This is a genomic window from Bradyrhizobium sp. AUGA SZCCT0431 (assembly GCF_018131065.1).
In the GTDB taxonomy this organism is placed as follows: domain Bacteria; phylum Pseudomonadota; class Alphaproteobacteria; order Rhizobiales; family Xanthobacteraceae; genus Bradyrhizobium.
The window spans coordinates 61,967-77,292 of the sequence record NZ_JAFCLR010000024.1; the positions used below are offsets into that span (position 1 = coordinate 61,967).

The 15,326-nt window shown below is 61.3% G+C and carries 9 protein-coding genes; 6 read left to right on the top strand and 3 right to left on the bottom strand.

From position 1 onward, the window contains the following. The first annotated feature begins 206 nt into the window (after positions 1 to 206). Together JQ567_RS23055 and pyc are read left to right on the top strand one after the other, a co-directional pair. Positions 207 to 1,475, top strand: a complete 1,269-nt coding sequence (locus tag JQ567_RS23055) for an FAD-binding oxidoreductase (protein WP_212440915.1) — start codon at positions 207 to 209, stop codon at positions 1,473 to 1,475. 118 nt (positions 1,476 to 1,593) lie between these two features. Continuing rightward, a complete protein-coding gene (gene pyc, locus JQ567_RS23060) occupies positions 1,594 to 5,121 on the top strand; it encodes a pyruvate carboxylase (RefSeq protein ID WP_212440916.1) in 3,528 nt (1,175 codons plus the stop codon). Positions 5,122 to 6,622: 1,501 nt separating this feature from the next. Here pyc and JQ567_RS23065 read toward each other — a convergent pair. Together JQ567_RS23065 and JQ567_RS23070 are read right to left on the bottom strand one after the other, a co-directional pair. Beyond that, positions 6,623 to 7,378 carry a GntR family transcriptional regulator gene (locus tag JQ567_RS23065; protein WP_212440917.1) on the bottom strand — a complete coding sequence of 252 codons (756 nt, stop codon included), beginning with the start codon at positions 7,376 to 7,378 and terminating at the stop codon, positions 6,623 to 6,625. Next, positions 7,375 to 8,739, bottom strand: coding sequence for a formimidoylglutamate deiminase (locus JQ567_RS23070; protein WP_212440918.1), 1,365 nt, complete (start codon positions 8,737 to 8,739; stop codon positions 7,375 to 7,377). The genes JQ567_RS23065 and JQ567_RS23070 overlap by 4 nt, the downstream gene beginning before the upstream one ends. Positions 8,740 to 8,879: 140 nt before the next feature. Between JQ567_RS23070 and hutI the strand changes: the two genes are divergently transcribed. From hutI to hutG, 3 genes are all read left to right on the top strand, one after another. Further along, positions 8,880 to 10,076: an imidazolonepropionase gene (gene hutI, locus JQ567_RS23075; RefSeq protein ID WP_212440956.1), complete on the top strand. Its 1,197-nt coding sequence runs from the start codon at positions 8,880 to 8,882 to the stop codon at positions 10,074 to 10,076. Positions 10,077 to 10,192: 116 nt separating this feature from the next. Beyond that, the gene (gene hutU, locus JQ567_RS23080) at positions 10,193 to 11,857 is read left to right on the top strand and encodes a urocanate hydratase (protein ID WP_212440919.1); all 1,665 of its coding nucleotides are present in this window, start codon (positions 10,193 to 10,195) and stop codon (positions 11,855 to 11,857) included. 135 nt (positions 11,858 to 11,992) lie between these two features. Next, positions 11,993 to 12,862: an N-formylglutamate deformylase gene (gene hutG / locus JQ567_RS23085; RefSeq protein ID WP_212440920.1), complete on the top strand. Its 870-nt coding sequence runs from the start codon at positions 11,993 to 11,995 to the stop codon at positions 12,860 to 12,862. A 152-nt stretch (positions 12,863 to 13,014) separates the two neighbouring features. Here the strand turns inward: hutG and JQ567_RS23090 are convergent, their stop codons facing one another. Then, positions 13,015 to 13,632, bottom strand: a complete 618-nt coding sequence (locus tag JQ567_RS23090; protein WP_212440921.1) for a TetR/AcrR family transcriptional regulator — start codon at positions 13,630 to 13,632, stop codon at positions 13,015 to 13,017. 456 nt (positions 13,633 to 14,088) lie between these two features. Here JQ567_RS23090 and JQ567_RS23095 point away from each other — a divergent pair, with 456 nt between their 5' ends. Beyond that, positions 14,089 to 15,237, top strand: coding sequence for an acyl-CoA dehydrogenase family protein (locus JQ567_RS23095; protein WP_212440922.1), 1,149 nt, complete (start codon positions 14,089 to 14,091; stop codon positions 15,235 to 15,237). Positions 15,238 to 15,326 lie beyond the last annotated feature (89 nt).

The window sequence follows — 15,326 nt, forward strand, 5'->3', positions numbered from 1 at the left end:
TCCCCTTGGGCTCGTGGCGAGCGGTTTAGAGATTGAGAGGACTCGTTGATTACGCACGGCTGGGAGAGGGTCAAGCGCAACAGAATTATACGCAATATAACTGGAAAATATGTGCATCGTGGAGAGGGTTACGATAACGAAAGGAAAGTGTTGCCGTCGGCGCTTTTCTGAAATTTGTCGCCTCTCGCCTTCCCGGAGTATCCATCATGAATGCCTGGCCTCACGCCAATTCACGCAGTGCCGTTGTTATCGGCGCAGGGCCGGTGGGCGTATGCAGCGCGATCTACCTTCAGAAGGAGGGTTTCGACGTCACGTTGGTCGATCCTCGTGGGCCCGGAGAAGGATGCACCGGCGGAAACACCGGTTGTTTTGGATTCGGTTACTGCGCGCCGCAGGCAACGCCCGGCATCGTGAAAAAAGTTCCGAAGATGCTTCGCGATCCGATGCATCCGCTGAAGATCAGATATTCGCACGCACTTTCGGCGCTGCCGTGGTTTTATCGGTTCGCGCGCGCGAGCGATCCGCAGCGGGTCGCCGAGATTTCCGACTCGATGTCCGCCATCCTGAAGAAAGCCGAGGAGTGCTACGCGCCGCTGATTGAAGAGTCCGGCGCCAGCAAATTGGTGAGGATGAAAGGGCGCGTCTGGATCTACGAGTCCGAAGCGTCGCTCAAGAAAGCCAGATACGCGCACGATCTCTGCCGGTCGCACGGCGTCATCGTCGAGGAACTCAGTTCGTCGGAAGTGGTCGATTTCGTTCCGCAGTTGAAGAAACCGAATCTTCGCGGCGCTTATATGCCCGGCAATGGGCACGTCACCAGCCCTTTGCGGTTTGTTCAGATCCTGGCGGAGAAGTTTGTGAATGACGGCGGCCGCATCCTGAAGGAGGAAGCGACGGACGTTGAGAAGATGGGGGATGGCCGCTCGCGTGTCAGTCTGAAGAGCGGCAAGTCATGCATTTCGGATTCGGTGGTCATCGCGGCGGGCGCCTGGTCGAAGCGGCTTGCCGCCAAGCTGGGCGACCGCGTGCCGCTGGAAGCCGAGCGCGGGTACAACATGGTTCTGCCCAACATCGATTTCGAATTGAAGCAGCCGATTGTTCTGGCCGACCGCTTTGTTGCGCTCACGTCGATGGACGACGGTCTCCGGCTCGGCGGCATCGCGGAATACGCGAATATCGACGCAAAGCCCGATTATCAGCGCGCGGAGCGGCTGTTCCGGAATGCGATGACGCTTTTCGGCGACATCTCCTATAAGGGCTCGACCCGAGGGATAGGGCCGCGTCCCGCGGTGCCGGATTCCTTGCCGATTATCGGGCGATCCTCCAGCAACCCCGCAGTGCTTTATGCCTTTGGACATGGGCACGCCGGGCTGACATTGGGCGGGATCACCGGGCGTCTCGTCATGGAGATGGCGGTCGATCGCGAAACCACCATCGACATCTCTCCCTACAGCCCGCGACGCTTCGCCGCTTGATCTGGTTCCGGCGTTCCTCCACGCCGGTCTCCCGAGACGCCCCACTAGAGCGGGACGTCCTGATACTTGCCCGGTGCTTCGGCACCGGGCTCTTTTCAATTGGGCGGAGCTACCGATCATGACGCCAGTTCCGCCAGATCATTTGTCCATCAGGCGGCTTCTTGTCGCGAACCGCTCCGAGATTGCAATCCGGGTGTTTCGCGCCGCCACCGAGCTCGGCATCAGAACCTTTGGCGTCTATGCAGACGCGGACAAGCTATCGCTTCATCGCTTCAAGGCCGATGAGGCTTATCCGCTCGACCGCGATAAAGGTCCGCTGGAAGCCTACCTGTCGATCGAGGATGTGATCCGCATTGCGAAAGATCACAGCATCGACGCCATTCATCCGGGATATGGCTTTTTGTCCGAAAGCCCGGAGTTCGCGGATGCCTGCGCCGCCAATAAAATCCTGTTCATCGGCCCGTCGCCTGCGACCATGCGAACCCTGGGCAACAAGATCGCGGCGCGGACGCTGGCTGTCTCCTGCGGCATTGCTGTGATGCCCGCGAGCGCGCCGCTGCCGGACGACCCGGGCATGATTCTGGCGGCGGCGGATGCGATTGGCTATCCGGTGATGATCAAGGCCTCCTGGGGCGGGGGTGGCCGTGGAATGCGGCCGATCGAGAATAGAGCTCAACTCGTCGATGCGGTGCTGAGCGCCAAGCGTGAGGCGAAGTCTGCTTTTGGAAAGGATGAAGTCTACCTTGAGAAACTGATGCGGAAGCCCCGCCATGTCGAGGTGCAGATCCTCGGCGATTGCCACGGCAATCTGGTACATCTGTTCGAGCGCGACTGTTCGATACAGCGCCGCAATCAGAAAGTCGTCGAGCGAGCGCCGGCGCCGTTTCTGAGCGCCGCCGCGCGAGAAGCGCTTTGCGCGTCCGCGATCAAGATCGGCCGGGCATCCAACTACTGCAGCGCGGGCACCGTTGAATTCCTGATGGATGCGGATACCGGGAAGTTCTTCTTCATCGAGGTCAACCCCCGCATTCAAGTCGAGCATACCGTAACCGAAATGGTCACCGGTCTCGATATCGTTAAGGCCCAGATCAGGATTGCCGCGGGTGGGCGGATTGGCGATGCGGCGGAAACGGGTATTCCCTCGCAGGCCGACATTCGTCTGTCGGGTCACGCAGTCCAATGTCGGATCACGACGGAAAATCCGGCGAATGGCTTCATTCCCGATCATGGAAAGATCACGGCCTATCGTGGCGCCATGGGGTTTGGAATTCGCGTTGATGGCGGGACGGCGTATGCAGGCGCCATGGTGACGCCGTTCTACGATCCGATGCTGGAAAAGGTAACAGCGTGGGCGCCGACTAGCGGCGAAGCGGTCGATCGAATGGCACGCGCCCTGAATGAGTACCGGATCCGCGGCGTTGCAACAAATCTCGCATTTCTTCACAACGTCATCACGCATCCGCGTTTTCGCGCGAACGACTATACAACGCGGTTCATTGATGAGACGTTGGAGCTGTTCGATTTTGGCAAGCGCAAGGATCGCGCGACGAAGCTGCTAACCTGGATCGCCGATGTAACCGTCAACGGTCACCCCGATACGCGCGGCCGAGCCAGACCAGTTGCGGAGGCGCGGGCGCCGGAGATTCCTGCCTTCAAGAATTCTCCGCAGGACGGAACGCGACAGATACTGCAACGGCTGGGACCAGCCGGGTTCGCTACGTGGATGAAATCGCAAACGCGCGTCCTCGTCACCGACACCACCATGCGCGACGCTCATCAGTCGTTGCTGGCGACCCGCGTCAGGACGAGGGATATCGCCGCGATTGCGCCGGCATATGCTGCGGGCCTTCCGCAGCTGCTCTCGCTGGAATGCTGGGGTGGCGCGACATTCGATGTCGCGATGCGATTTCTGTCCGAGGATCCATGGGAGCGCTTGGCCCGGATTCGGGCGCAAGTGCCAAATATCCTGACCCAGATGCTTCTGCGCGGCGCGAACGGGGTTGGGTATGCCAATTATCCGGACAACGTGGTTCGGCACTTCATCGGCCAGGCTGCGCGCGCGGGAATGGATCTGTTTCGCATTTTCGATTGCCTGAACTGGGTCGAGAACATGCGGGTGTCGATCGACGCCGTACTAGACAGCGGCAAGCTTGCCGAGGGCGCAATCTGTTACACCGGCGACATTCTCGATCCGTCCCGCGCAAAGTATCCGCTCAAATATTACGTTGCGCTCGCCAAGGAACTCGAAGCCGCTGGCGTCCATATCCTCGGCCTGAAAGACATGGCCGGCTTGATGAAGCCGTCAGCCGCGCGTCTCCTAATTCGGGTGCTCAAGGAAGAGACCGGCCTGCCAATTCACTTTCATACGCATGACACATCCGGACTGGGTGGCGCGACGATTCTGGCGGCAGCCGAAGCGGGCGTGGATGCCGTGGACGCGGCAATCGACGCCATGAGCGGGACGACGTCGCAGCCGACATTGGGCTCCGTCGTCGCGGCGCTGGCGCAAACCGAGCGCGATACATGTCTGGACGTCGATGCGGTTCGCAGAATCAGCTTTTACTGGCAGGCTGTGAGGGCGCGCTACAGCGCGTTCGAAAGCGACCTGAAGGGCGGCGCATCAGAAGTCTACCTGCACGAGATGCCGGGCGGACAGTTCACCAACTTGATAGAGCAGGCGCGTTCGCTCGGCCTCGAAGCCCGATGGCACGAGGTGGCGAAGGCTTACCGGGCCGCCAACGATATGTTCGGGGACATCGTCAAGGTGACGCCGTCATCGAAAGTCGTTGGCGACATGGCCCTAATGATGGTGTCGCAAGGATTGACAGCGCAGAACGTGATGGACCCCGATCGCGAGATCGCATTCCCAGCTTCCGTCGTGGACATGCTGCGCGGAAATCTGGGCCAGCCCCCGGGCGGATGGCCGCCATCGCTTCAGGCGAAGGTTCTCAAGGGTGAAACGCCGATCATGCAACGGCCCGGATCGCTGCTGCCGCTGGCGGACCTGGCTCTGGAGCGCATCGAAGCAGAGAGAGTTTGCGGCCGGGCGCTGGAGGATACCGAATTTGCCACCTACCTGATGTATCCGAAAATCTTTGCGGAGTTTGACCGGTCACGGCAAAAATACGGGCCTGTATCTGTTCTTCCGACGGACGTCTTCTTCTATGGCGTGAAAATCGGTCACGAAGCTGCATTTGAGATTGAAGACGGCAAGACTCTGGTCGTGCGATTGATATCGGTTGGCCAAATCCGCAGTGACGGTCAGGTCAAAGTCCTTTTCGAACTTAATGGATGTCCACGCTTCATCACCGTTCCCGACAGGTCCGCGACTACCGCGGCCAAGGTTCGCGCGAAGGCGCAAGACGGGAATATCGGCCATATCGCGGCACCGATGCCCGGAATCGTCTCGACCGTCAACGTGACGAAAGGTCAGCGCGTGAAATCAGGCGACGCTTTATTATGTGTCGAGGCAATGAAGATGGAAACCGTCCTCGTCGCGCCATGCGACGGTCGCGTTGCTGAGATTCTGGTAAGTCCTGGAGTGCAAGTTGAGGCCAGAGACCTCCTTGTTGCAATTCTGGAAACGGACTGGAGTCATGAAAGCGGTGGGCAAAAAGCCGCGAGCGAGGCGAGGATCCTGTCGTGACAACAATTCCGATGCGTATTCGTCCGGTGCATCAGAACTTGGCGGATAGATCGCGCGTCGAAAACACGCATGACCGCTGTATTCGCGTATTTCGTTCTCGCATGTTGCGGAATAGTTATGCGTGCTTTGATAGCCGGCAAATTGCCCTCAGTAGCGGTCCCAGGCTGAGCGGTGCGACGGCAATTTGCCTTTCGCTAGTCGCGCTATGGCACTGTCATCGATCAGGGCCGTTGGGCTGGACAGGCTTTTGTCGAAAGCGAAACCCCATTTTCCGGCCGTAGCTCAAGCGGTAGGTTTTGGTCTAGGAAGGCCGAAAAAGCGTTATCTTTCAATGGAGGTTGACGGACACTCTCTCCGCCACATCGAATCTCCGTTCAATCAATCGCAAGGAGCGGATGTTGCGCCTCCCGTGACCACCGGTTCTAACGATATCGGCACGGATGGCCCGGAGGAGGCGCCTTTCGCGTTTTGGGCGACATTTCGCACGGTGGGGTGTTACGCTTCCGGGATTTGAACTCACTTCAAGGCCATTTCGGCGGCGAGGGATGGCGCACGAACGGCGGGTTTTGGTGAATGATAAAGACACTACTTCTAGAGTTAGGCTGCCCGTCGATATGAAAACAGCGCCTCAACGTTAGTGGGTTTCGCGATGTAGCGGACCACTGACTCGAACCCCCACCGCTCGCAGAGCAACTCACCGCCTCAAGCAAGATAGGGCCAAGTCCGCGCCCACCGTAAGGCCCAGCCAGTCTGGCAACGACCGCTCTGTCGGCTGGACCTTAGGCGAGTCTCAGCAAGCGCGCCCAAATCCCCGAAGATAGTAACGTCGGAGCGGTCGCCGTTCGCGTTAAGAAATGCCGCAACGAAATCGCAACGAATTGGGCGAAACGACCGTAAACAAAACGGGACGGAAGGGGCCGCCACAGCAAGAAAAATCAACAACTTAGAAAATGTTCACTGCGTTCGGGAAGCACGGTTCGGAGCTCGCGCGGCGTGTGCACGATGTGTGCACCGGAGGATCAAAGAAAATCTAGCGACAACCAACGTGGGCAAACTGAACTGAACGCGCGGCGGTGTCAGCGGCGCGTCGATGCCTAGGGGGGAAGTGATCTCGTTCGGCTGGCCGCGAAATTGCGCCGGCCGTTTGCCGCGCGCTCAATTCGCCAGAATGGGACCTTATGGAAATCTGCTGGGAGGTTGAACATGAACGATCGCTGCGGAACTGAGTTGTCTTCCGTTCGGTTGGTTCAATCGCGGCGAAACTGCGGGCGGCGCTTGGCGACGAAGGCTGCGATTCCTTTTTTTCGCGTCATCGCCGCGGCCGTTCGCGATAATCGATCCTTTTCGAGCTTCGAGCTGTTCCGACCAAAGGCGCGCGTCGGACGAAGCGCGCGCCGACGTTGCTCATCATGGACGAAGTTGGTCCGAACGCGACGCGGGATCGGAAGCCCACACGCTGCTTAGTGCAGCTGTTAGCCCGCTCGATGAGTATATTTCGTAGTCATTGTTGCGCGTTGCCCTGCCGCGAGGGGCTTCGCTCAGTAGCGTCTTCGGTGCCCACGAAATGGCCGGGCTGGAACGCGATACGAACGGTGGTAATCGGGCCGAGATCGCTCCAAGTGGTACGGTGCATGATCAACAGTGCCTGTCCCTGCCGCGTCTGCAACAACCGCGCGTCACGCCGGTTAGCGTTCTCGGCCGAGAAACCAAATTCGGCGCGCAGATACGGATAGTTGCGCACCAGCCATTCGTTGGCGTTTATTCGGCGGAAATCGGCCTGCTCCAGCCTCGGTACGGCGTGAGGATTGATCCAACGGTCCTCCAACTGGATGGGCTTGCCGTCACCATAATGCACGGTTCGAAGGTGCAGCAGGATCTCGCCTTCCGGCAGGCCGAGCCGTACGGCGACTTGCGCTGGAACCGGGCTGCGCCGTTGGGTCACCATGCGATGGCTGTAGGCCATGCCAGCCTGCTCGATTTGCTCCCGCACGATTGGAATGGAGAATGTCGCCTTGCGGGCCGGATTGACGGCAACGCGGGTGCCGGCCCGTCTACGACGATCCAGGAGCCCCTCGTCAGCCACGAGTTGCAAGGCCTTGTTGACCGTCGAGCGGGCCACGTCGAACTCGACGGCCAGCTCCGCCTCGTCTGGGATGCGATCGCCCTGGCGCCATTCGCGTTCGACTATACGACGCCGAACCTCGCTGGCGATGCTTTGCGCCTTGTGCACGGTCGGGCCGCCTTGTCTTTCGTTCACATCCGCTCCTGCAATCTGCCAATGCAGCCCAGATATTCGGCGATGATTTGCTCATGGTCCACATGCCGCCCATTGCGCACGACGTGGCGGCCTGCTGCCCAGACGTCGCGGACGAGACTGTCGTCGCCGGCAAAAATAAAGCTGTCGAGAATCTCGTCGCGCTCGCGAGCATAGAGAACCGGATTGAAGAGCGATACGGCGCAAAGATCGGCCCAAAGACCTGGGGCGATGGCTCCGCTCTCGCGACCCGCCGCCGTTGCGCCGCCGTCGAGCCCAGCCTCGTACAGCATCCGCCCGGTGGAGCGCCCCGGCTCGGCCAGAACGGCGCGTGCGCTGTCGCGCAGGCGCTGGCTGTATTCGAGCGTGCGCAGTTCCTCGACTAGCGAGATGCGGACATTGCTGTCTGAGCCGAACCCCAGTCGCCCTCCCGCTTCCTTCCATATCGTGCCGTTGAAAATCCCGTCGCCGAGGCTCGATTCCGTAATCGGACAAAGGCCGGCAGCGGCGCCGGTCACAGCCAGGCGGCGGGTTTCGTCCACAGTCATGTGTGTCAGGTGAATCAATGTCCAGCGCCGATCCGGGCTGTGGTTATCAAGCAGCCATTCGACGGGGCGGCGGCCATAAACAACCTCAACCTCCTCGATCTCGGGAATCTGTTCGGCGAGGTGCATATGCAGCGGGCGTTCGGGACGCAGGTTCACGCATAGCTCAAGCCCCTCGGGACTGACTGCCCGAAGTGAATGCGGTGCGACGCCGATTCCGGCATCGGACGGCAGGTGGCGCAATGTCCCCTCTACGGCCTCGAGGAGGCGCCCGAATTCGTCCGGCGTCGTCCCGAAACGCCGCTGGCCAGGCCCGCGAGGCCGCCGATCTACGCCGCCGAACTGATAGTGCACCGGCAGCAGCGTTAGGCCGATGCCCGTGCGCGCGGCCGCGGCGGCGATCCGCTCGGACATTTCGGCGACATTGTCATAGCGTGCCCCGCCCGGCTGGTGATGCAGGTAGTGGAATTCGACATTGGTGGCATAACCGGCCTCCAGCATCTCCATCTGCACAAGCGCCGCGATTGCTTCCACATCTTCAGGCGTGAGGTGGTCGAGGAAGCGGTACATAATCTGCCGCCAGGTCCAAAACGTGTCGCGCGACTGCAGGCCGCGCGCCTCCGAGAGGCCGGCCATTGCGCGTTGAAAGGCGTGCGAATGGACATTCGCCATGGCGGGCAGCAGCAACTCGACGCGTTCGCCGCCGGAGGACGACCCGGTTTCGACTTTCGCAATCCGCCCATCTACCCCGAGTTCAACGCGCACATTTTCCGCCCAACCTTCCGGAAGAAGCGCGTGCTTGGCCCAAATGGCGGTCATCCTTGTCTCCTTCGTTGGCTACGGCCAGGTTCGTCGCATCAATAAGTCTAGACATATTGGTATAATAAGATTAGACATATATATGTCTTATGTTCAGACTTATTACTTCATAGAGCTTGGCCGCGGAGGATGCGCGTCGGATGCAAATTCTCAGAAATGCCAGGATTGCAGGGGTGGGGGGCGGGGTGTCTGGGCTCCTCAACGGCGCTTCCATTGCGATCGAGGATGGCCGGATCGCCTGGGTCGGTCTCGACGCAGACCTGCCAGCCGCCCATAGCGATGCTCCTACACGCGATCTCGAAGGCCGGCTCGTAACGCCGGGCCTGATCGATTGCCATACGCATATTGTCCACGGCGGCGACCGCGCCGGCGAATTTGAGATGCGGCTCGAGGGGGCGAGCTACGAAGAGATCGCCCGCTCCGGCCACGGCATCCTGTCTACCGTGCGCAGCACCCGCGAGGCCGACGAGGAGAAGCTTCTGGCGCTGGCGCTGCCGCGCGTGGACGCCCTGATCGCCGAAGGCGTCACCACACTGGAGATCAAGTCTGGCTACGGGCTCGATGTCGCTTCCGAGATCCGGATGCTCCGAGTCGCACGCCGCATTGGCAAGGTGCGCCGCGTCCACGTCGTCACCACTTGGCTCGCGGCCCACGCCCTCCCTGCAGAATACCGCGAAGACCGCGTCGGCTACATCCGCGAGGTGGCGATCGCCGGCATGGAGCGCGCCCATGCCGAGGGCCTGATCGACGCGGTAGACGGCTTCTGCGAAGGGATGGCCTTCACGCGCGACGAGATCGCGACGGTGTTCGATCGCGCGATCATGCTTGGCCTGCCGGTCAAGCTGCATGCCGAGCAACTCTCGGACCTCGGCGGCGCGGCGATGGCGGCACGACGCGGCGCACTGTCGGTCGATCATCTTGAATATCTGGGTGCCGACGGCATCGCGGCGATGGCCGCGTCCGGCTCGGTCGCGGTCTTGCTGCCCGGCGCCTTCTATACACTGCGCGAGACGAAGCATCCGCCCGTCGAGGCGCTGCGCACGGCGGGCGTAGCGATCGCGCTTGCGACCGACTGCAACCCTGGCACCTCGCCGCTCACCTCGATCCTGCTGACGATGAACATGGGCGCGACGCTGTTCCGCATGACCCCCGCCGAATGCCTGAGGGCAGTGACCTGCAATGCGGCCCGCGCGCTAGGCTTGGCGGACCGCGGCGTGATCTCGCCCGGTGCGCATGCTGATCTGGCGATCTGGGACATCCGTCACCCGGCCGAGCTTTCCTATCGCATCGGCTTCAATCCTCTGCACGCCCGTGTTTTTGGAGGACGATATGTCTGAACTCGCGCTACCCCAGGTCAGGTCACTCTGGTGGCGCCCGGCGCGTGTGGCGCGAGGGGAAATTCAACGCAACATCATCTTGGGCCAATTGTCGGCCTGACTAGGGGAATGAAAACTTGAACAATCCGAGACACAACATCCGCGATGTCTTCCCGGCGACCGGCACTGAGATCAGCGCCAAGAGCTGGCTGACCGAGGCGCCCCTGCGCATGCTGATGAACAACCTCCACCCCGACGTGGCTGAGAACCCGCATGAACTGGTGGTCTATGGCGGCATCGGCCGGGCCGCACGGACGTGGAAGGATTTCGACCTGATCGTCGACAGCCTGAAGCGGCTGGAATCCGATCAGACGCTGCTGGTGCAGTCCGGTAAGCCAGTCGGCGTGTTTCGCACCCACCAGGACGCGCCGCGTGTGCTGATCGCGAACTCGAACCTGGTGCCGCACTGGGCGAACTGGGACCATTTCAACGAACTCGACCGCAAGGGCTTGGCCATGTACGGCCAGATGACCGCAGGCTCGTGGATCTATATCGGCTCGCAGGGCATCGTTCAGGGCACATACGAGACCTTCGTCGAGGCCGGCCGCCAGCATTACGGCGGCGACCTGAAAGGCCGGTGGATCCTGACCGGCGGCCTTGGCGGCATGGGCGGCGCTCAGCCGCTCGCCGCTGTGATGGCAGGGGCGAGCTGCCTCGCCGTCGAATGCGACGAGGCGCGCGCCGATTTTCGCTTGCGTACCCGCTATGTCGATGAGAAGACGCACAGCCTCGACGAGGCGCTCGCGCTGATCGACAGCTGGACCAAGGCCGGCGAGGCGAAATCCGTGACGCTGATTGGGAATGCGGCCGAGGTCTTCCCCCAATTGGTCAAACGCGGCGTGCGCCCGGACATCGTTACAGACCAGACCTCGGCGCACGATCCGATTCACGGCTACCTGCCGCTCGGCTGGACGGTGGCGGACTGGCGCGCCAGGCAGGCGAGCGATCCAAAGGCGGTCGAGAAGGCCGCGCGCGCCAGCATGAGGGTGCAGGTAGAGGCGATGGTCGCCTTCCACGGGCAGGGCATCCCGACGGTCGACTATGGCAACAACATCCGCCAGATGGCGCTAGAGGAGGGATTGGAGACTGCCTTCGCCTTTCCTGGTTTCGTGCCCGCTTACATCCGCCCGCTCTTCTGCCGCGGCATCGGACCGTTCCGTTGGGTCGCGCTGTCGGGCGACCCCGAGGACATCTACAGGACCGACGCTAAGGTCAAGGAGCTGGTCAACGACCCGCATCTGCACAACTGGCTGGACATGGCGAAGGAACGCATCAGCTTCCAGGGCCTGCCGGCGCGGATCTGCTGGGTGGGTCTTGGCCTGCGCCACAAGCTCGGCCTCGCCTTCAACGAGATGGTGCGCAGCGGCGAGCTGAAGGCGCCGATCGTGATCGGCCGCGACCATCTTGACGCGGGCTCCGTCGCTTCGCCGAACCGTGAGACCGAGGCGATGCGGGACGGCTCGGACGCCGTCAGCGACTGGCCGCTGCTCAATGCACTCCTGAACACGGCGTCTGGCGCGACCTGGGTCAGCCTGCATCACGGCGGCGGCGTCGGCATGGGCTTCTCGCAGCATTCCGGCATGGTCATCGTCTGCGATGGAACGGAGCAGGCCGACAGGCGTCTCGCCCGCGTATTGTGGAACGACCCCGCGACCGGCGTCATGCGCCACGCCGATGCGGGATACGAGATCGCGATCGACTGCGCCCGAGAGCATGGCTTGAACATGCCGGGCATTCTCTGAGCGTTTTTCGGCGCCGCCGGCTGCCGGCGGCGCTCAGACATGCATGGCAACCGATAAGTCCGGGAAGAAAACGAGAAGGTCACGCGGAGGCGGTCGAGGCTCTGGCCGCTCTGCTGCCCGTGCCGGAGGGGTGGGATGAGCGAAGTGTTCGAAGTTACCCGTGGCACCTCTCCGGTCATCCTCGGCTTTCCCCACACCGGCGTCGACGTGCCTGCTGACATACGGAGGCGGTTAAACGACAACGGCCTGTTGCTGGCCGACACCGACTGGCATCTGCACAGGCTCTATGAAGGCCTGTTGCCCAATGCAACCATCGTGCGCGCCACCTTCCACCGCTATGTCATCGACGCCAATCGCGATGCGGAAGGCGTTACCCTCTATCCGGGCCAGAACACCACGACGCTGCCGCTGACCGATTTCGACGGCAAGCCGATCTGGAAGGAAGGGGCGGAGCCGACCGAGGCCGACATCGTCGCCCGGCGCGACGCCTTTCACCGGCCGTATCATGCAGCGCTGGCCGCCGAGATCGAACGCGTCAAGACCACGCATGGCGTTGCGGTGCTCTACGACTGCCACTCGATCCGCTCGCTGATCCCCTTCTTGTTCGAAGGCCGCCTGCCGGACTTCAATATCGCCACCGATGGCGGCGTCACCTGCGATCCGGCAATCGAGGCGGCCACCGTTGCGGTGACGGAAGTGGCCGAGGGCTACACCCATGTGCTCAACGGCCGCTTCCGCGGCGGCTGGACCACGCGCCATTACGGCCGGCCGCAGCAGAATGTGCATGCGATCCAGATGGAGCTGGCACAGGTCAACTATCTGGCCACCGAAGGCTTCCCCTTCGATTACGACGCGGTCAAGGCCGATCGCATGCGTCCCCACCTGAAGACCATTCTCGAGCGCATCGAAAAGGTCGCGGAGAGCAACAGGACCATGACCACCCCCGCCACAATGAACGCGAGGCGAAAAACGGCTTGCAACCTTCAAGCGCTCACACGCCGTTGAAATTGTTGAAGCGCTTCCGCCCAATACCATGGGAAACCTACTCAAGCGCGAACTGCGAGATCCCTGTTGGATCGGTCGCGGCGTCAGATCCGATGTTCTCGCGAGGGCTTCGCCGGTGAAGATGGTACCGGCCTGGTGCCTGGCTATGCGTACTACGTTGCTGCCTGAGATTTCCGGGCGACGCTTTTCGACGGCCGGGTCTGGAGGAGGCCGGACATCATCAGATCGACCATCGCGTCCGCGAATTCATCGCCGCGCAATTTTCCGGCCGGCGAATACCACTTGGGCAACCAGAAAATGGCTCCCATGAACGTAAAGACTGCCAGGCTCGGCTCTACCGGTCGAATGGACCCATCACGGATCCCCTTCTCAATGATCTTCACGAACATCTTGTGAAAGACGTCGCGCTGTTTGACGATCTCAGCGCGGTCCTGGTCCCGTAGAGCATCCATGTCGACCAAGACGGCGCAGGCCCCTAGCTCCGTGGTAAATGAAGAAATGTGCTGTCGCAGAATGTTTCGCAACTGCTCGGCACCCGTACCGCCCAGCGCTTTCCCATGCTCGAAAGCTTCTCCGGCAATACGCATAGTGACCTTATGCAGCTCGTAGAGGATCTCCTGCTTGTCCTTGACGTAGTTGTAGAGTGTTCCCTTCGAGACCTCTAGCGCCTCTGCAATGTCGTCAAGCGACGTATTGTGATAGCCGCGCTGCCCAAAAGCCTTGCCGGCTTCCTTGAGCACAGCCTCGCGCTTGAGGCGCCTGATCTTCATGCTAGTTTGCAGCGAGTTCTTCCAGGGTGCCAATGTGAACTCCCGAATCATGGTGCGCGAATCTCAATCTACCATCCGTCGCGCTAGCCTGGATCAACGGTAAATCATTTTTCTGACTGGGGATTACAGGTTTTTGCAGGCTGCGTAAAACATAATATCTGTCGATAGGGCAGCCGACTGGGGCGGGCAGAAAACATCATTCCAGATGGCGGCGCAGACCCTCAGTAGAAGTGATGACCAGGGTGCTTCGCGTTTTACTGGCTCGCCCCTTTGCACACGCGCGCAGCCACTAGCCAAAAAAAAGCCAGAGTCCCGATGGGAGCTCTGGCAGTCTCGGGAGGAGAGGAAGTAGGTTCCTTCGCTCAGTCTCAACAAATATCATGTTGACTATGAAGTCAATATTTTATATCGTTTGAACATACATGGTGACGCGAACTGCTCGACCCGGGAGGCGACATGCCGGAAGCCGCGTGGCTTGCTGATGACCACCGTGCCTTCGGCCAGACGGTCCGGAAATTTCTTGAGCGGGACTACGAGCCCCATCGCGCACGTTGGACGCGGGAGCGGCGCGTGCCCCATGCCTTCTGGGAGCAGGCGGGCGCGCTCGGCATCCTCGGCGCCTCCACGCCGGTCGAGTATGGTGGGTCGGGCCTGTCGCGAACCTTCGATCTGGTCACCTATTTGGAGCAGGGCCGGATCGGCGATACCGGGTGGGGCATCGGCGTCCATAACATCGTCCAGCACTATCTGGCCGCCTTCGCGACGGATGGGCAGAAGCGCGCTTGGCTGCCGAGGCTCGCCTCCGGCGGATGGGTTGGTGCAATCGCGATGACCGAGCCCGGAGCCGGGAGCGATCTGCAGTCGATCCGCACCACGGCCATCGCCGACGGTAACGAATACGTCCTTAATGGCCAGAAGACCTTCATCTCCAACGCGGCGAATGCCGATTTCCTGATCGTCGTCGCCAAGACCGATCCGGAGGCGGGGGCCAGGGGCATTTCCCTGATCGCATTGGAGACAGCTGGCGCCGAGGGGTTCCAGCGCGGCCGAGCGCTCGACAAGCTCGGCATGGACCGGCAGGACACGATGGAGCTCTTCTTCCAGGACTTGCGCATTCCGCGTGCGAACCTCATCGGCGAGACAGAGGGCCGCGGCTTCTACCAGCTGATGGGGCAGTTGCCTTGGGAGCGGCTCGTGATTGGGGTTTGTGCCCTCGCGGCGTCCCGCTGCGCGCTCGAAATTACGCTCGATTACGTCAAGAATCGCAGGGCGTTCGGCCAGCGGCTGATGGACTACCAGAACACCCGCTTCAAGCTCGCCGAGGCCAAGAGCGAGAGCGAGATTTTTTCCGCCTTCATTGATCGCCTGGTGGAGGAACTGGAGGCCGGCACGCTCACGCCCGAGAGGGCCGCCATGGCCAAGTGGTGGGGAAGTGAAATGCAGGGACGCATTGTCGACAACTGCCTGCAACTGCATGGCGGCTACGGCTACATGAACGAGTACCGCATCGCCGAACTCTACCGAGATGCCAGGGTGCAGCGCATCTACGGCGGTACGAACGAGATCATGCGCGAGCTGATTGCGCGCTCGCTGGACCGGACCTGACTTGGCGAAGCTGATTGGCGACCGGCGTGACGTCATCATCGCATCCGACGTCACGATCGCTTAGAACTCCTCGCTCGATTGTCTGAAGT